18 protein-coding genes are annotated in these 17014 nt (G+C 69.6%); 6 read left to right on the forward strand and 12 right to left on the reverse strand.

All coding sequences use genetic code 11. From position 1 onward, the window contains the following. Window positions 1-20: 20 nt before the first annotated feature. Window positions 21-1535 (reverse strand): xanthine dehydrogenase small subunit, encoded by a 1515-nt coding sequence (xdhA, locus tag ACEI37_RS15640; protein ID WP_373379665.1) that lies wholly within the window; start codon window positions 1533-1535, stop codon window positions 21-23. Window positions 1536-1753: 218 nt separating this feature from the next. Between xdhA and ACEI37_RS15645 the strand changes: the two genes are divergently transcribed. Further along, window positions 1754-2701: a LysR substrate-binding domain-containing protein gene (locus ACEI37_RS15645; RefSeq protein WP_010809162.1), complete on the forward strand. Its 948-nt coding sequence runs from the start codon at window positions 1754-1756 to the stop codon at window positions 2699-2701. Between the two features lie 25 nt (window positions 2702-2726). On the opposite strand, the gene ACEI37_RS15650 is transcribed toward ACEI37_RS15645, so the two are convergent. Beyond that, on the reverse strand, window positions 2727-3569 hold the full coding sequence (locus ACEI37_RS15650) for a substrate-binding domain-containing protein (RefSeq protein WP_373379666.1): 843 nt from the start codon (window positions 3567-3569) through the stop codon (window positions 2727-2729). A gap of 144 nt (window positions 3570-3713) precedes the next feature. Between ACEI37_RS15650 and ACEI37_RS15655 the strand changes: the two genes are divergently transcribed. From ACEI37_RS15655 to ACEI37_RS15675, 5 genes are all read left to right on the forward strand, one after another. Then, window positions 3714-4811 (forward strand): substrate-binding domain-containing protein, encoded by a 1098-nt coding sequence (locus ACEI37_RS15655; RefSeq protein WP_116294675.1) that lies wholly within the window; start codon window positions 3714-3716, stop codon window positions 4809-4811. A 109-nt stretch (window positions 4812-4920) separates the two neighbouring features. After that, complete coding sequence (locus ACEI37_RS15660; RefSeq protein ID WP_265919057.1) at window positions 4921-5520, forward strand: DUF4126 domain-containing protein; 600 nt, start codon at window positions 4921-4923, stop codon at window positions 5518-5520. 85 nt (window positions 5521-5605) lie between these two features. Further along, window positions 5606-8233, forward strand: coding sequence for an ABC transporter permease (locus ACEI37_RS15665; RefSeq protein WP_373379667.1), 2628 nt, complete (start codon window positions 5606-5608; stop codon window positions 8231-8233). Between the two features lie 36 nt (window positions 8234-8269). Then, complete coding sequence (locus tag ACEI37_RS15670; RefSeq protein WP_373379668.1) at window positions 8270-8686, forward strand: group II truncated hemoglobin; 417 nt, start codon at window positions 8270-8272, stop codon at window positions 8684-8686. A gap of 43 nt (window positions 8687-8729) precedes the next feature. Then, on the forward strand, window positions 8730-9326 hold the full coding sequence (locus ACEI37_RS15675) for a DUF924 family protein (protein WP_373379669.1): 597 nt from the start codon (window positions 8730-8732) through the stop codon (window positions 9324-9326). 25 nt (window positions 9327-9351) lie between these two features. Here the strand turns inward: ACEI37_RS15675 and ACEI37_RS15680 are convergent, their stop codons facing one another. The 10 genes from ACEI37_RS15680 to ACEI37_RS15725 form a co-directional block, all read right to left on the reverse strand. After that, the gene (locus tag ACEI37_RS15680) at window positions 9352-9936 is read right to left on the reverse strand and encodes a TIGR00730 family Rossman fold protein (RefSeq protein WP_373379670.1); all 585 of its coding nucleotides are present in this window, start codon (window positions 9934-9936) and stop codon (window positions 9352-9354) included. Next, a complete protein-coding gene (locus tag ACEI37_RS15685) occupies window positions 9933-10631 on the reverse strand; it encodes a TetR/AcrR family transcriptional regulator (RefSeq protein ID WP_018005421.1) in 699 nt (232 codons plus the stop codon). The genes ACEI37_RS15680 and ACEI37_RS15685 overlap by 4 nt, the downstream gene beginning before the upstream one ends. Window positions 10632-10751: 120 nt before the next feature. Beyond that, entirely contained in the window at window positions 10752-11237 is a 486-nt protein-coding gene (locus tag ACEI37_RS15690) for a diacylglycerol kinase (protein ID WP_373379671.1), read from the reverse strand. Further along, the gene (locus tag ACEI37_RS15695) at window positions 11164-12303 is read right to left on the reverse strand and encodes a glycosyltransferase family 4 protein (RefSeq protein WP_373379672.1); all 1140 of its coding nucleotides are present in this window, start codon (window positions 12301-12303) and stop codon (window positions 11164-11166) included. The genes ACEI37_RS15690 and ACEI37_RS15695 overlap by 74 nt, the downstream gene beginning before the upstream one ends. Before the next feature lie 84 nt (window positions 12304-12387). Then, on the reverse strand, window positions 12388-13365 hold the full coding sequence (locus ACEI37_RS15700; RefSeq protein WP_373379673.1) for a UDP-2,3-diacylglucosamine diphosphatase: 978 nt from the start codon (window positions 13363-13365) through the stop codon (window positions 12388-12390). 141 nt (window positions 13366-13506) lie between these two features. Then, entirely contained in the window at window positions 13507-14487 is a 981-nt protein-coding gene (locus ACEI37_RS15705) for an esterase/lipase family protein (protein ID WP_373379674.1), read from the reverse strand. Next, complete coding sequence (locus tag ACEI37_RS15710; RefSeq protein WP_373379675.1) at window positions 14484-15017, reverse strand: RDD family protein; 534 nt, start codon at window positions 15015-15017, stop codon at window positions 14484-14486. Before ACEI37_RS15710 ends, ACEI37_RS15705 begins: the two co-directional genes overlap by 4 nt. Window positions 15018-15139: 122 nt before the next feature. Beyond that, entirely contained in the window at window positions 15140-15952 is an 813-nt protein-coding gene (locus ACEI37_RS15715; protein ID WP_373379676.1) for a DUF3106 domain-containing protein, read from the reverse strand. Window position 15953: 1 nt separating this feature from the next. Next, window positions 15954-16385 carry a DUF3619 family protein gene (locus ACEI37_RS15720; RefSeq protein ID WP_062797732.1) on the reverse strand — a complete coding sequence of 144 codons (432 nt, stop codon included), beginning with the start codon at window positions 16383-16385 and terminating at the stop codon, window positions 15954-15956. Then, a complete protein-coding gene (locus ACEI37_RS15725) occupies window positions 16382-16951 on the reverse strand; it encodes an RNA polymerase sigma factor (RefSeq protein ID WP_062797734.1) in 570 nt (189 codons plus the stop codon). Before ACEI37_RS15725 ends, ACEI37_RS15720 begins: the two co-directional genes overlap by 4 nt. Between the last annotated feature and the right edge of the window lie 63 nt (window positions 16952-17014).

Here is a 17014-nt window from a genome sequence, read left to right on the forward strand (position 1 = left end):
TTCGTTCCTTGTTCTCTGGCTCAGGCCGTGGCGGCCGCGGTTGCGGTGGCGTTGATGCCGGCGCCGGGGGCGCGGACATTGACGGCTGCGGCGGGCAGCGCGTCGGCGTTGGTTTCCAGCCAGAACCGGTACAGCAGGTTGGCGGCGCCGCGGCTGCGGTACGACGCGGTCGCGCGCATGTCGGACAGCGGCGTGTAGTCCTGCTCCAGCGCCGCCATGCCGGCGCGCGCGGTGGCTTCATTCCACGGCTGGCCGGTCAGCGCCGCCTCGGTCGCGGCAGCGCGCCTGGGCGTCGCGGCCATGCCGCCGAAGGCGATGCGGGCCTGCGTGACGATGCCGTCCTGCACGGTGATGCCGAACGCGGCACACACGGCGGAAATATCCTCGTCAAAGCGTTTGGACAGCTTGTAGGTGCGGAAGTGCTGCGGGCCGGCCACCGGCACGCGCAGCGCGGCGACGAATTCGCCCGGCTGCATAGCGGTCTTCTGGTATGCCAGGTACAGGTCTTCCAGCGGCAGCGTGCGGCGCGTCTCGCCGTGCTGCAGCACCACTTCCGCGCCCAGCGCGATCAATGCCGGCATCGAATCACCGATCGGCGAGCCGTTGGCGATATTGCCGCCCAGCGTGCCGGCATTGCGGATCGGCAGCGAGGCGAAGCGCTTCCACAGTTCTTCCAGCTCCGGGTGCGCGGCGTTCAGTGCGGCGTAGGCTTTTTCGAGCGTCACGGCGGCGCCGATCTCGATCATGCCGTCGCGTTGCTCGATGTGGTTCAGGTCTTCGACCTGGCCCACGTAGAGCAGATTGCCCAGCTCGCGGAACTGCTTGGTGACCCACAGGCCCACGTCGGTGCTGCCGGCCAGGATGCGGATATCGGGCTGCGCCGCCTTGATCGCGCCGAACTCGGCCGCGGTGCGCGGGGCGAAGAACTCCTGGCCCTGGGCGCGGTAGCGGAAGGTTTCGCCGCGCTTGAGGTTGCGCAGCGTGTCGGCGATCTGGCGCGGGTCGAGCTTGTTCGCGGTGGGGGCGGGCAGGGCCATCATGCGTTCGCCGGCATCGATGATCGGGCGGTAGCCGGTACAGCGGCACAGGTTGCCGGTCAGCGCGTCGCAGATGGTCTGGCGCGACGGCGCCGTGCCGCCCGGGGTGTGCTGCTGGTACAGCGCCCACAGCGACATCACGAAGCCGGGGGTGCAGAAGCCGCACTGCGAGCCGTGGCACTCGACCATGGCTTCCTGCACCGGGTGCAGGTTGCCGTCGGCCTGGCGCAGGTCCTCGACCGTGATCAGGGCCTTGCCGTCGAGCGTGGGCAGGAACTGGATGCAGGCGTTGACCGCCTTGAACTCGACGTCGCCGCCGTCCTGCAGCTCGCCGACCACGACGGTGCAGGCGCCGCAGTCACCTTCGGCGCAGCCTTCCTTGGTGCCGGTGCAGCGCGCGTCTTCACGCAGGTACTGCAGCACGGTGCGGGTAATGGGGGCGTCGGATACTTCCTTGACCTGGCCGCGGTGGAAAAAGCGGATGGTTTGCGTCTCCATGGTCTTCTCTCTCTTGGGGATGGCGGAAACATAGCATCGCTACGTTTCATGCAATATTCGACCCAGGTGATATGCGCCATCAGCGGGCACGCCCGTCGGTGCCCGGCCGCACCGAGCGGCATGCGGATTTGACCAATTGTGGGGTGCCTGTCATACACTATGCGCCGTTCCCATCCCCCACGCCACCCATCCGGCCGCGCCGGAGGGCCGCCATCGCCATGCACGGACGCGACCATCTCGATACCTATTTGCTGCGGGTGCTCCACACCCTGCTCACCGAGCAGAGCGTGACCCGCACCGCCGTGCGTCTAGGCCAGTCCCAGCCCGCCATCAGCAATACCCTGAAGCGCCTGCGCGAGATCACCGGCGACGCCATTTTGGTGCGGGGCAAAAACGGCATGGTGCCCACCGAGCGCGGCCGCGAGCTGCTGGCGCTGGCCGAGCAGAGCCTGGCGGCGATGGACCGCATCGCGCGGCCGCCGCAGCAGTTCGACCCGGCCACCACCACGCGCACCTTCCACCTTGGCGCGCCCGACTACCTGGACGCCTTCTTCCTGCCCAATATCGTCGAGCGCGTGCGCCGGCTGGCGCCGGGCGCCAAGCTGTTCGTGCACCCGATGACGTCGTCGTCGGATTTTCTCGACGACCTCGAGCAGGGACAGCTGGATATCGTGGTCGGCAACTGGCTGTCGCCGCCGGAGCACCTGCATATTTCGCCGCTGTTCGACGACGAGGTGGTGTGCATGCTGGGCGCGCAACATCCGCTGGCGCGCAAGGGACTGACGCTCAAGCACTACCTGGAAATGCCCCACCTGGCGCCGGCGCCCTACGCGTCGATGCAGCGCAGCATGATCGACCAGGCGCTCGCCGAGCAGGGCTACAAGCGCAATATCCAGGTGACGCTGCCGTATTTCGGGCTGGTGCCGTATGTGCTGATGAAGACCGACATGGTCTTCACCACCGGTCGGCAGTTCGCCGCGCACTATGCGCAGTACCTGCCGATCCGCATGGTGCCTTCGCCGGTATCGTTCCCGCGCATGCGCTTCTACCAGCTGTGGCACGAGCGCTGCCATGCCGCGCCGGACGTGATGTGGATCCGCCGCATGATCGCGGAGGTGGCGGCGGATCTGCCGCAGTTGCCCCGGCTCGAGGCCGAGGCAGGTTGAGCCTGGACGAGGGGGGCCGCGACCCCTACTTTGCGTGGGCAGTGGGGAAGAACAGCTGTTCGCCCTCGACCTTGTACCCCGCAATCGCGTCCTGTCCTTCCCTTGACGTAATCCACTCCACCAGCTTCATCGCATCCTTGTAGTTGGTGCCAGGATGCCTGGCGGGGTTGACCGCAATGATCCCATACGGGTTGAACATCTTCGGATCGCCCTCGATGGCGATCGCCAGGCCGGTCTTGGCGCGGTAGGCGCCGTAGGTGGCGCGGTCCGACAGCGTATAGGCCGGCATCTGCGCCGCCATGGTCAGCACCTCGCCCATGCCCAGGCCGGCGTTGACGTACCACGGCTGGCCCTTGGGCTCGATGCCGAGCTGCTTCCAGTAGTCCTTCTCCATCACGTCGGTGCCGGAATTGTCGCCGCGCGAGATGAACTTGCTGCCGCTGGCGGCGAGCTTGCGGAACCCGGCCAGCACGTCCTTGCCGCCCTTGACCCCGGCCGGGTCGCTGGCTGGCCCGACCACGATGAAATCGTTGTACATCACGTCGCGCCGGTTCACGCCGTAGCCGGCGGCGACGAACGCGTCTTCCATCTTGCGCGCGTGCACCAGCAGCACGTCGACATCGCCCATCTCGCCCATCTTCATGGCCTTGCCCGAGCCGACGGCGATGACTTTCACCGTGACGCCTGATATCCGCTCGAAACGCGGCAACAGGTGCTTCAGCAGGCCCGAGTTCTCGGTGCTGGTGGTGGTGGCGAGCTTGATCTCGCCGGCCTGCGCGGCCGACAGCAGGCCGAGGCACAGCAGCGGCACGGCGGACACGACGAGGTGGCGCGCGCGGCGGCGCAAGGGTTGGGCACGGCGGGACATGGGCGATCTCCTCGTTGTTATGTTTTTACCGACATAATTGATTTTGCCTTCGGATCTCAGGGAGAATTCGGCAAAACAACATAAGAATGGGGTATTCATTGTGGTCCAGCCGAGATCGACAAGTAAATATGTAGCGGGGAACCTATGACCTTCCGCTTCGACCTGTTTCCGGTGATCGCCTCCGACGACAATCCGCGCGCCAATGCCAAGGTGTTCCAGCTGCTCAAGGCGGTGCGCGAAACCGGATCGCTGCACCGTGCCGCGCGCGAGATCGGGCTGTCGTACCGCCACGCCTGGGGCGTGATGCGGTCGTGGGAAGAGATGCTCGGTCGCAGCATGCTGGATATGGAGCGCGGGCGCGGCGCGTCGCTGACGCGCTTCGGCGAGCGCCTGCTGCGCGCCGAGCTGCGCCTGCGCGAGTCGATCGAGCCGGCGGTGCAGCGAGCCATGGCGGAGTTCATCGCCGACCTGGACGACGCCCAGCAGCCGCAGTCGTGCGTGCATTTCACCGGCAGCCATGACCCGGCGGTGGAAGTGCTGGCCGCCGCGCTGGGCACGGCCGGCAGTCCGCTGCAGCTCGACACGGTGTTCTGCGGCAGCGTGGAAGGGCTGATCTGCCTGCAGGAGCGCCAGTCGGAGCTGGCCGGGTTCTATGTCTCGCCGGTGCAGACCGCGGGCTCGGTGGCGCATGTGACCTTGCGCAAGTGGCTGCGACCCGGCGCCGTGCGGCTGCTGCGGCTGGCGTGGCGCGAGCAGGGCCTGATCCTGGCCCCGGAGCTGGCGCGCGAGGTGCACGATCTGCGCGGCCTGGCGCGCAGCCAGGCGCGCTTCGTCAACCGGCAGCGCAGCTCCGGCACGCGCATGCTGTTCGACCAGCTGCTGGCCGCCGAGGGCCTGTATCCCGACCTGGTCAATGGTTACGACGAAACCGAGTTCAGCAATGAAAAAGTGGCGGAAGCCGTGCATAGCGGCCGCGCCCAGGCCGGTTTCGGGCTTCGCATGAACGCCGAGGCTCACGGGCTGGCGTTCGTGCCGCTCACGCGCGAGGCCTATTACCTGGCGCTGCGCAAGAACGACCAGACCGCCGGCTGGATGGCCGCGCTGCTCGCCCTGTTGGCCGATCCGGCCTTTGCGCGGCGGATCGAGGCGCTGCCGGGCTATACCATGGCAGAGCCGGCGGGCATCCTGACTCCCCAGGAGGCGCTGCCGTGGTTTGGCCCGGACGGCAAGGAAGGCAGCTGAGCCACGGCCGGGCCGCGCCTCGGACCGGTCCGGCCGGTCCGTATTACACTCCTTGCCAGGGCGCGCCGGTCTCCGTACCGGCCTGCGCCGGACCCTTGCAAGGAGCGCCATGCTGGAAACCGCCGCGCTGGCCGCGGGCATGTCCTGGGCCAGCGGATTTCGCCTGTATCTTGCCGTGCTGGCCGCCGGGGTGCTGGCGCGGCTGGGCTGGCTGGAACTGCCGCCCGGGCTGCAGCCGCTGGAGTCCTGGTGGGTGATTGGCGTGGCCGCGGTGCTGGCCGTGGCCGAGTTCGTCGCCGACAAGGTGCCGGCCTTCGACACCGTCTGGGACGGCATCCATACCTTCATCCGCATTCCGGCCGGGGCGATCCTGGCGGCTGCCGCGTTCGGTCAGCTGGATCCGCAATGGGTGGTGGCGGCGGGCCTGATCGGCGGCACGCTGGCCGGCACCGCGCATGCGGTCAAGGCCGGCACACGCGCGCTGATCAACGTGTCGCCGGAACCGTTTTCCAACTGGACGGCCTCATTCACTGAGGACCTGACCGCCACCGGCAGCCTGCTGCTGGCGTTCTTCGTGCCGGTGCTGTTCCTGGTGCTGCTGGCGGTGTTTCTGGTGGGCTCGGTGTGGCTGCTGCCGAAGTTGTGGCGCGGGGTGCGCCGGCTCCATGCCAGCCTGCGCGGCGGTACCCGGCACGATGTGCCGCGCTAGCGGCCCGGCCGTTCCGGCCAGCTTTTTTGCATTGTCTGACTGACCCGAGGCGCACCGGCGCCAGCAACCAAGAACCAACCAACCGATGCCCTCCGAGTCCGCCATCGACGTCCCGGCCACCGCCGCCCAATCCGACGCCTCATCCGCCGGACTGCAAGCCGCCGCTGGCGGCAAATTCTCCGCCTGGCGCCAGGCGCTGCGCATGGCCCGGCGCGACTGGCTGGCGGGCGAGCTCTACCTGCTGCTGTTTGCGCTGGTGCTGGCCGTGGCCGCGCTGACCAGCGTGGGCTTCATGGCCGACCGCATGCGGCTGGGCCTGGAGCGCGACGCGCGCCAGATGATTGCGTCCGACGTGCTGCTGGTGGCCGACCAGCCCTTCGATGCCGCGTTCGCGCAGCGGGCCCGCGCAGCCGGCCTGGCGGTGGCGCAGACCGTGACCTTCCCGAGCATGGCCACCGCCGAGGGCAAGGCCCAGGCCGGCGCCGAGGCGCCCAGCCAGCTGGCGGCGCTCAAGGCGGTGACCGACGGCTATCCGCTGCGCGGCCGGCTCAGGGTGACCGGCACGCCGGGCGCGCCGGACGCGCCCGCGGAAGGCATTCCCGCGCCGGGTACGGTATGGGTCGACGAGGCGCTGCTGGGCGCGCTCGGCGTCGCGGTGGGCGACAACCTGCGGCTGGGCAGCCGCAGCTTCCGCATCGACCGCATCATCACGCAGGAACTCGACCGCGGCACCGGCTTCATGAACTTCGCGCCGCGCGTGCTGATGCCGCTGTCGGACCTGGACAGCACCGGGCTGATCGGCTGGGGCAGCCGCGTCACCTACCGGCTGCTGGTGGCTGGCCCCGACGCCGCCGGCGCGGCCTTCCAGAAATGGGCGCTGGACGAGATCGAACGCCGCCAGCTGCGCAATACGCGGGTCGAGTCGCTGGAATCGGGTCAGCCGCAGATGCGCGCCACGCTGGACCGCGCCGAGCGCTTCCTGTCGCTGGTGGCGGTGCTGTCGTCGATGATCGCGGCGGTGGCGATCGCGATGTCGGCGCGCCGCTATATGCAGCGCCACACCGATGCCTGCGCGGTCTACAAGTGCCTGGGGCTGTCGCGCGGGCAGATCCTGCGGGCGTTCGGGCTGGAATTCCTGCTGGTCGGGGCCGCCGGCGCGCTCGCCGGCGTGCTGCTCGGCTACCTGGCGCACTATGGCTTGCTGCTGTCGCTGGGCGGGCTGCTCAAGGTGTCGCTGCCGCAGCCGTCGCTGCTGCCGGCGATAGTGGGCGTGCTGGCCGGGCTGGTGCTGCTGGCCGGGTTTGCGCTGCCGCCGCTGCTGGCGCTGACGCGGGTCGCGCCGCTGCGGGTGCTGCGGCGCGATATCGGGCTGCCGCCGGTGTCGGCCTGGGTGGCCTACGCGCTCGGGCTGGGCGCCTTTGTCGCGCTGCTGCTGGTGGCCGCGCGCGACCTGAAGCTGGGTCTGACCACCGCCGGGGGCTTTGTCGCCGCGGGGATGGTGTTCGGCGTGCTGGCGCTGGGCCTGCTGACCTTGCTGTCGCGACTGCTGCGCGGACGCCTGCGCGGGCGCGCGGCGATGGGGTGGCGCTTTGCGCTGGCGGTGCTGGAGCGCCGTCGCGCGGTCACGGTGCTGCAGACGGTGGCGCTGGCGGTGGGGCTGATGGCGCTGCTGCTGCTCGGCATGACGCGCAACGACCTGGTCGATTCCTGGCGCAACGCCACGCCGGCCGACGCGCCCAACCGCTTCATCATCAATATCCAGCCGGACCAGCGCGAGCCGCTGCGCCAGATGCTGGCCAGCGCCGGCATCACCGACCTGCTTTACCCGATGGTGCGCGGGCGCCTGACCCATATCGGCGAGCGCACCATCCGCGGCGACAGCTTCGAGGACGGGCGCGCGCGCAACCTGGTCGAGCGCGAGTTCAACCTGTCCTATACCGATGCGCTGCCGGAGGGCAACCGCGTGATCGCCGGACGCTGGTCGAACGGGTCCGACGGCGACGAGGCTGGCGCGTCGGTGGAAGAGGGCATCGCCAAGACCCTGGGCATCCGGCTCGGCGACACGCTGCGCTTCGACGTGGCCGGCCAGCCGGTGCAGGCGCGCGTGACCTCGCTGCGCAAGCTCGACTGGGGCTCGATGCGGGTCAACTTCTTCGTGATCCTGCCGCCGCGGGCGATGCAGGGCATGCCCGAGACCTACATCACCTCGTTCCACCTGCCGCCCGCCAGCGCCGCGCTGGGCAACCGGCTGATCGCGGCCTTTCCCAACATCACCGTGGTCAACACCGACATGATCCTGCGCCAGATCCAGGACATCCTGGACCAGGTGATCGCGGCGGTGGAGTTCCTGTTCGTGTTCACGCTCGCCGCGGGGGTGACGGTGCTGTACGCGGCGTTGTCCGGCGCGCGCGACGAGCGCATGCGCGACGCGGGCCTGCTCAAGGCGCTGGGCGCTTCGGCCGCGCTGGTGCGGCAGACCCAGTATGCCGAGTTCCTGGTGGTGGGCGGCCTCGCCGGCCTGCTGGCCAGCCTCGGCGCGATCGCGGTGGGCTGGGGGCTGTCGCAGTTCGTGTTCGATTTCCCGTATCGCTTCAATGCGTGGATCGTGCCGGTCGGCGTGGTTTCTGGCATGCTGTGCGCTTTTGCCGGCGGCTGGCTGGGCCTGCGCGAAGTGCTGCGCCAGCCCGCGCTGGCCACCTTGCGCGATGCCTGAGCCCGCGTGCCGGCGCCGCCGCAGACCGAGTGTGTGATGAGTACTGAATCCGACGACAAGCCCGGCAATGCCGAGGTCACTGCCTTTGAACTGGTGGGCGGCGAGGCGCGCGTGCGCGAACTGGTCGACCGCTTCTACGACCTGATGGACCTGGAGCCGCAGTTCGCGGGGCTGCGCGCGCTGCATCCGCCGTCGCTGGAGGGCTCGCGCGACAAGCTGTTCTGGTTCCTGTGCGGCTGGCTGGGCGGTCCCAACCACTTTATCGAGCGCTTCGGCCATCCGCGCCTGCGCGCGCGCCATATGCCGTTCGAGATCGGCGTCAGCGAGCGCGACCAGTGGATGCGCTGCATGGCGCTGGCGATGCAGGACATCGGCCTGCCCGAAGGCCTGCAGTTGCGCCTGATGCAGGCCTTTTTCCAGACCGCCGACTGGATGCGCAACGTGGCGCGCTGAGGCGCCAAGGCTCCCGTTTCTACCTCGAAAGGTTTCCCTGCCGATGACAGCTCAACTGCCTGAAGACGCCCTGCGTGTGCTGGATTCCTGGTTCGACCAGCCCGGTTCGGCCGCCTGGAATACGGCGCGTCCGCAATGGTTCACCAAGTCGGATGCGTTCGATGCGCAGATTCGCGCGAACTTCCTGTCTGACTGGCAGGTCGCCTGCGACGGGGCGCCGGACGACTGGTCGGTGACGCCGGAAGGCGCGTGCGCGCGCGTGGTGCTGCTGGACCAGTTCCCGCGCAACATGTTCCGCAACGACCCGCGCAGCTTCGGCACCGATGCGCAGGCGCTGGCACTGGCCCGGCGCATCGTCGCCAGCGGCATGGACCGCGCGCTGCCGACCGACTACCACCGCATGTTCTGCTACATGCCGTTCGAGCATTCGGAGTCGCTGGAAGACCAGGACGAGGCAGTGCGCCTGATGACGCTGCTGCGCGAAGCCAGCGGCGGGGTGGTGGATGCCGTCGAGTGGGCCGAGAAGCACCGCGTGATCATCGCGCGCTTTGGCCGCTTCCCCCATCGCAATGCGGTGCTGGGCCGGCCGAGTACGGCAGAGGAACAGGCGTTCCTGCAGCAGCCGGGCTCCTCCTTCTGAAGCAGGCCCGGCAGCCGGCGCGCGCTCAGGTCTGGTCGCGCGCCTCCTGCCACTTGTCGACACGCACGCGCGGCGCGGCCGCCAGTTGCTGCAGCAGGCCGGCGGGCGTGTCGCCCACGTGCAGCAGCTCGGCGTGCACCTGCTTCAGGAAGCCTTCGCGCACCGCGTGCGACAGGAAGCCCAGCATGCCATCGTAGAACCCGGCCAGGTTCAGCAGGCCCACCGGCTTGGCGTGGTAGCCCAGCTGCAGCCAGGTGAAGGTCTCGAACAGTTCCTCGAAGGTGCCCACGCCGCCGGGCATGGCGACAAAGGCATCGGCGCGGTCGGCCATCATCTGCTTGCGCTCGTGCATGTTGCGCACCACGTGCAGCTCGGTCAGGCCGCGATGGCCGACCTCCTTCTGCATCAGCGCTTCCGGGATGATGCCGATGGCACGGCCGCCATGTTCCAGCACGGCATCGGCGACGATGCCCATCAGGCCCACCTTGCCGCCGCCGTACACCAGCGTCAGGTCGTTTTCGGCCAAGGTGCGGCCGAGCAGGCGCGCCCCCTCGGCGTATTCGGGACGATTGCCGGGACTGGACCCGCAATACACGCAGACGGATTTCACTTCGTTTCCTTTGCCGCGCCGGCGGCTTTGGCTGCCGCGTAGTCGCGCGCCAGCTGGTCGAATGCCTCCCGTGCCCGACCGCGCAGGTAGGGCGCCAGGATCGAGAAGATGTGGTAGCTCGAGCCGTGCAGGTAACCGCGGATCTGCTCCGGATCGTTGTACTGGCGCGGATGCTGCACGAACTGGAACGACAGCCAGTAGGTGGCGACCACCACCATGTTGGTGCAGATGGCCTCGACCTGCTCGGGCGTGGCTTCCATCTCGCCGTCCTCGATGAACTGGCGGCAGATCTCGTGCGCAAAGCGCTGCTTCTGCTCGACGATGCGCTTGAAGTTGGTCTCCAGCATCCGGTTGCGCGCCAGCAGGTCGTTGATGTCGCGGTACAGGAAGCGGTAGTTCCACAGGAACTCGGACATGTACTGCAGGTAGCCCCAGCTTTCGTCGAGCGTGGCCTTGTGGTCGTCCGGCATCTTCAGGCGGCGCTCCATCTCCTGCTCGAAGCGCACGAAGATGGAATTGATGATGTCGTCCTTGTTGCGGAAGTGGTAGTAGAGATTGCCGGGGCTGATCTCCATCGCTTCCGCGATCGTGGTGGTGGTGACGTTGGGCTCGCCGACTTCGTTGAACAGGCGCAGCGAGACGTCGAGGATGCGGTCCCTGGTGCGGCGGGGTCCGGTTTGCGGTTTCGGTTCCATGGGCGTCCGGGCGATCGGTGCGATCGGTAAGTCGGGGGCAGGGTAGCGATTATAAGCAATCGGCCTGCCTTGCCCATGCTGCGCCCCCGCCGCGCCCCGCTACACCTGTCCCGGGCCGGATCAGCCCGCCAGCGCCTGCGCCCACCGCAGCACGTGCGGCCCGGCGATGGTGATCCAGGTGCCGCCGCACAGCACCAGCGCCAGCATCACCGCGGCGCTGCCGAAGTCCTTGGCGCGCTTGGACAGGCTGTGCCGCTCCAGCGAGATGCGGTCGACCGCGGCCTCGACGCTGGAGTTGAGCAGCTCCACGATCAGCACCACCAGCAGCGTGCCCAGCAGCAGGATGCGCTCGACCGCCGTCACCGGCAACAGGAAGGCGCACGGCGTCAGGATCACCACCAGGGTCAGCTCCTGGCGGAACGCGCTCTCCTCCAGCACCGCATAGCGCAGCCCGGACAGCGAATTGATGGCCGCATGCCAGGCGCGCGCCAGGCCCCGGTTGCCCTTGTGCGGATTCTGGTCGATCGAGTAGTCAGCGCTCTGCATGGCGGGCGGCGGCCTCTGCATTGGCGGGTCGGACGGCAGTTCCGGATGCGGTTTCGGCATGGGTTTGCGGGGCGGAAGGCTGGGCTGTGGCGGGTGAGGCCGCTGCGCCGCCCCGGCCTGGCCTGGGAGCGGCGAACGGCCGCAGGTGGGCCAGGAACTGCTCGGACGCGGCGCGCCACGAGAAGCGCTCGGCATGGGCCCGGGCCGTGGCGCGGTCGATGCGCAGCGCTTCCAGGCAGGCCTCGCGCAGGTCTTCGTGCATCACGCCGGCGGGGCTGTCGCCGAGCACGTCGATCGGGCCCGTGACCGGATACGCTGCCACCGGCAGGCCGCTGGCCAGCGCTTCCAGCAGCACCAGCCCGAAGGTGTCGGTGCGGCTCGGGAACACGAACACGTCAGCGGAAGCATACACCCGCGCCAGCTCGGGCTGGCTCAGCACGCCCAGGTAGTTGGCGCCGGGATAGCGCGCGCGCAGCGCCGGCAGCGCCGGGCCGTCGCCGACCACCCATTTGGATCCGGGCAGGTCCAGCGCCAGGAACGCCTCGACATTCTTCTCCACCGCCACGCGGCCGACGTACAGGAAGATCGGGTGGGCGGTGTTGAGCACATTGGCGCGCTGCGGCGTGAACACGTCCAGGTCCACGCCGCGCGTCCACAGCACGGCGTTGTTGATGCCGTAGCGCCGCAGGTCGTCCAGCACCACCGGCGTCGGCGCCATCACCGCCTGGGCGCGGCCATGGAACCAGCCCAGGAATCGGTAGGTCCAGGCCAGCGGAATGCCGAAGCGCGCCTGCACATATTCCGGAAAGCGCGTGTGGTAGGCGGTGGTGAAGGGCAGCTTGCGGCGCAGCGCATGGCTGCGCGCGGCCAGCCCGAGCGGGCCTTCGGTGGCGATGTGCAGGGCGTCGGGGCCAAAGGCCTCGATGCGCCGCCGCACGCGCGCGCCCGGCAGCAGCGACAGCCGGATCTCGGGATAGGTCGGGCATGGCACCGTGCGGAATTCCAGCGGCGTGATCATGTCGACCGTGTGGCCCATCGCCTCCAGTTCGCGGCGCGTGGACTTGAGCGTGCGCACCACGCCATTGACCTGCGGTTCCCAGGCATCGGTGACGATCAGGATCTTCATGCAGCCTCCTTGGGCGCGGTGGAAGGGCAATGCGGATGGCGCCGGGCGGATGGAGCCATGCGAAGCAGGTACGACCGGCGCGGCTCAGCCGGCCACGGCAGCGCGGCGCCGGCGGCGCACGGCGGACGCAGGCGCGTCGAGCAGCGTGGTCCAGTAGACGATCTTCAGTTCGCCTTCCAGGGTTTCGACCAGCGCCGACAGGCTTTCGACCCAGTCGCCGTCGTTGCAGTAGAGCTGGCCGTTGACCTCGCGGATCTCGGCCTTGTGGATATGGCCGCAGACCACGCCGTCGCAGCCGCGGCGGCGCGCCTCGTCGACCATCGCGCTCTCGAACGAGCCGATGTAGTTGACCGCGTTCTTGACCTGGTGCTTCAGGTACTGCGACAGCGACCAGTACGGAAAGCCCAGGCGCGCGCGCAGCCGGTTGAAGTGGCGGTTTAGCGCCAGGATCATGGTGTAGAGCGAATCGCCCAGGTAGGCCAGCCAGCGCGCGTGCTGCACCACGCCGTCGAACAGGTCGCCGTGCACCACCCACAGGCGGCGTCCGCTCGCGGTGACGTGGATCGCCTCTTCGCGCACGGTGATGTCGCCGAAGGCCATGCCATCGAACTGGCGCGCGGCTTCGTCGTGGTTGCCGGGCACATAGATCACCTCGGTGCCCTTGCGCGCCTTGCGCAGCAGCTTCTGCACCACGTCGTTGTGGCTCTGCGGCCAGTACCAGCCCCGGCGCAGCTGCCAGCCGTCGATGATGTCGCCGACCAGGTAGAGCTGGTCGGATTCGTTGTGCTTGAGGAAATCCAGCAGGTAGTCGGCCTGGCAGCCGGGGGTGCCCAGGTGGATGTCAGACAGCCAGATGGCGCGGTAGCGCTGGATCGGGTGCGGCTCGGGGGGATAGGTTTCCTGCGCTTCGCGCGGCGGCGCTAGCGCGGCGCCATCGAGTGCCGGCGCCATGAAGGCGGTCACCGGCGCGGCGGGGCCGCTGTCAGCGCTGCGGCGCAGCCATGGCGCCAGTTGCGAGGCCTTCGACAGATACCCGCGGGCAGATCGGATTGCTTGCACCATGCCAGTCCCGGTTGCGGCGATGGCTGCATTCAGCCAGCCAGCCATGACGCGACGGTGACGAAAACATGACTGACATGTGAATCGTTGCGGCCGCGGGACAGCCGCTGCATGGGCCCACCCGCGGGCGGTTCAGCGGCCAGCTCAGCGGCCGCGCGCGGACAGCTCGGCCAGTGCGTCGAGCACGGCACGCACCGCGGCGGGATGGCGCAGCAGCGACACATGGCCGATGCCGGACAGCGGGATATGGCCGGCGCCGTCGAGCCACCCGGTGCATGGTGGCCCCGCGATCGAATCGTGCCAGCTGAAGATCGAGATCATGCGCGCGCGCAGCCGCGGCGTTTCGGCCGCCGCGAGCGCGCGCAGCCAGGGGCTGCCGCAACGCATCTGGCGCGCATTGTGGCCGCCGCCAAAGCGCGCCAGCGCGCTGCCGTGGTGCGGGCTGCCCAGCGTCACGATGCCGGCGCAGAGGTCCTCGTCGCCGGCCAGCTGCAGCGCGGCCCGCGCGGCCAGGCCGCCCATGCTGTGGCAGAGCAGCAGCGGCGCGCGCCCGCTTTCGGCGCGGATGCGCCGCATCGCGGCCAGCAGCGCGCGCGCGTAGTCGTCGATGTCGCCGAACACGGGTTCCAGGTCGATCCCGTGGCAGCGGTAGCCGGCGGTGGCCAGCGCCGGCTGCATGTCGAGCCAGATCGCCTGGCCGCAGGCATAGCCATGGACCAGCAGCACCGGCGGGGCATCGCGACCGGGCCGGGCAGGGTCAGGCGGCACAAACGGTGCCCGCGCGCGGAAGGGCTGCAGCCAGTCGAACATGCGCAGCACCGCCAGGCATTCGGCGCCGTAGCAGCGCAACGCCTCCGCCAGCCGCAGCGGCCTGCGGGTGGCGGCAAGTTCAGGGGGCGGCGCGGGCGGGTGGTCGGCGCGGCCGACCCACAGGCCGCGCCCGCTCAGCGCGAAGGCGATGGCAATGCCGCAGGCGAAGCCGCCCAGGATCAGCCCCGCGCCGGCGGCGAGCGCGCCGGGCCAGGGCCAGGCCGCCGTCCGTACCAGCGCCGCGGCAATGCCCAGCGCTGCGGCCGCCTGCACGGTCACCGCGACGCGGCGGATGCCGGCGGCGCCCAGGCTCATGGCTTGGTGCGCAGGTCGGTCAGGCGCGTGCCGGCCAGGCGGTCGTGCAGGAACTGGCGGCGCGGGTCCAGCCAGGCCAGCAGGATCCAGACCAGCAGGCCGGCGCACAGCACGCCGACGAACGGGCCCTTGACCAGCCCGAGCATATGCCCGACCGCGGCCGATGGCGGCAGCCACAGCCACGCCAGCACGTAGCGCAGCGCCGCCTGCGGCCAGCGCGGCGGCAACCCGGCGGCGTTTTCGACGCGCATGCGCCAGGTCTGCATCGCCAGCGTCTGGCCGTTGCGCTGCCAGAACCAGGTGAAATACAGCCCCATCACGATGAAGCTCCACAGCTGGATCACCAGCGGCCCGTCCGCGCCCAGTTTCTGCAGCAGCGGACGCACCAGCAGGTAGGCGGCGGTCGAGGCGCTCAGCACGCCGAACAGCAGCACGCCTTCATAAAGCATGCAGGCGAGGCGGCGGCGCAGCGGCGGGGCGGCCGGCGCGGACGCGGCAGGGGGTACGGGGTCGAGGGTGGCAGCGGGCATCGATGGCGTTCTGAACAGGGCGCCGGCGCGCGGCATGCGGATGCCGGTGCGGGCCTGGCGAAGAAGCTGGCCCGCGTGCGCTGGCCGGCCTCAAACGGCGATTATGCCAAATGGCCCGCCAATTACTGGCGCACGGTCGCGTCGGACGCGGCGGCCGTCGCTTCGGTGGTAGCCTGGGCTGCCGCGGATGCCGGCGCGCCGGCCGCGGGGAGCGCGGCGCTTGCGGGCGATGCCGGAGTGGCAGCGGCAGGGGCGGACGCCGCGGTCACGGCAGCTGCCGTGACCGCGGCGGCTGCTGGCAGCGTCGCGCCCTCGCTGGCCGGTGTGCCAGCCGGGTGGGCAGCGTGGCTCGCGCCCGCCTTGTGTTCATGGCGCAGCTGGCGGCTGGTGTCGCTGGGCAGGCGCTTGCCGCTGGGCAGCGCGCTGACGGCGCCGGGGCGGCGCGGCACGCGGTCGGCGGCGGCCAGCTTCTTTTTCTGCTCTTCGGGCAACTGCTGGTACTTGTCCCAGGCCTCGGCCTTCTTCTCGGTCGGCAGCGAGCGGGTGATCTGGTAGTTTTCGCGCGCCAGCCGGCGTTGCTGCGGGGTCATCCTGACCCACTCCGCCATGCGCGCCTGCAGCCGGGCCTGCTCGGCCGGCGAGTACTTCGGATAGCGCGCGGCGATGCGCAGCCACTTGTGGCGGTTCAGCTCCGGCAGGCTGTCCCACAGCGGCTGCAGCGGCGCCAGGATGCGCTGGTTGACCGGGCTCAGGTCGGCCCAGGCAGGCTTCGCGCTGACCGGCCGGGCCGCCTGGGGGCCAGCGGCTCCGTCCACCGCGGAAGCTCCCTGTGCCTGCGCCGGGGCGGGAAGCAGTACGCACCAGGCGGCTGCGCCGGCCAGCAGGGCGGCCAGCCGGCGGCGCAGGGCGTCGGGACGGGGAAGCGGGGACGCCATGCTATTGGCCGTGCTTCAGGAACACGTGGAAGCCCTCGTCGGCATAGGCGGTGGGCGGCAGGTCGTCGAGCAGCATGGCGGCGTCGATATCGGCCAGTTCCTCGATGCGCTTCTGCTCCTGCCAGTGGTAGATGCCCACCAGGCCGGCGCCCAGCGCAACCAGCGTCCAGACCAGGCCCAGCCGGCGCAGCCAGGCGCCGGCGCGGTGCAGCGGCGAGGCATCGTCGTCGAACAGCGGCGCGTGCGCGCCCGGCATGGCAAGCTGCGGCACCAGCACGGGCGCCTCGGCCTTCTTGCGGGCGACCGCCATCCGGCGCGCGGCGGCAAGCCGTTCGGAAATATCGGCCGGCAAGGCGTCGGCGCCGGCGTCGAGTGCGGCGCGAACCTCATGCGCAAACCGGCGCTCGCGGATTTCTTTGTCGTTTCTGCTCATAGTCGGACCCCCCGTGCGCGCAGGGCCTGCGCAAGTGTATGCGTGGCACGGGAACAGTGCGTCTTGACGCTGCCTTCGGAACAGCCCATCACGGCCGCGGTTTCGGCGACGTCCATATCTTCCCAGTAACGCATCAGGAATGCCTGGCGTTGACGCGTGGGCAGGCGCTGGATCTCCTGCTCGATGATGTGCATGACCTGGGCACGCTCGACCTTGTCGGCGCTGCTTTCGGCCGATTCCGAGCCGGCCTGTGCCTCGAGCGTCTCCAGCAGGTCGCTGTCGTCGCCGCCGTCGCGGTCGTCGCGCAGGCTGGAAAACAGCGAGACCCAGGTATTGCGTACCTTCTGGCGCCGGAACCAGTCATGGATGGTGTTCTGCAGGATGCGCTGGAACAGCGGCGCGAGTTCCGCGGCGCTCTTGTCGCCGTATTTTTCCGCCAGCTTGATCATGGCGTCCTGGACGATGTCCAGCGCGGCCTCGTCGTCGCGGACGGCGAACACGGCCTGCTTGAAGGCGCGCCGCTCGACGCTGGCAAGAAAGGCGGACAGTTCCTGGTCGGTGGCCATTCAGGCGGTTGGGGCTTGTTGCGCCGGGACCCGGGCCCGGTTCTGGTGAATGTGCTGCCGGGG

The sequence above is a fragment of the Cupriavidus nantongensis genome (genome assembly GCF_041726985.1).
GTDB classification, from domain to species: domain Bacteria; phylum Pseudomonadota; class Gammaproteobacteria; order Burkholderiales; family Burkholderiaceae; genus Cupriavidus; species Cupriavidus nantongensis_A.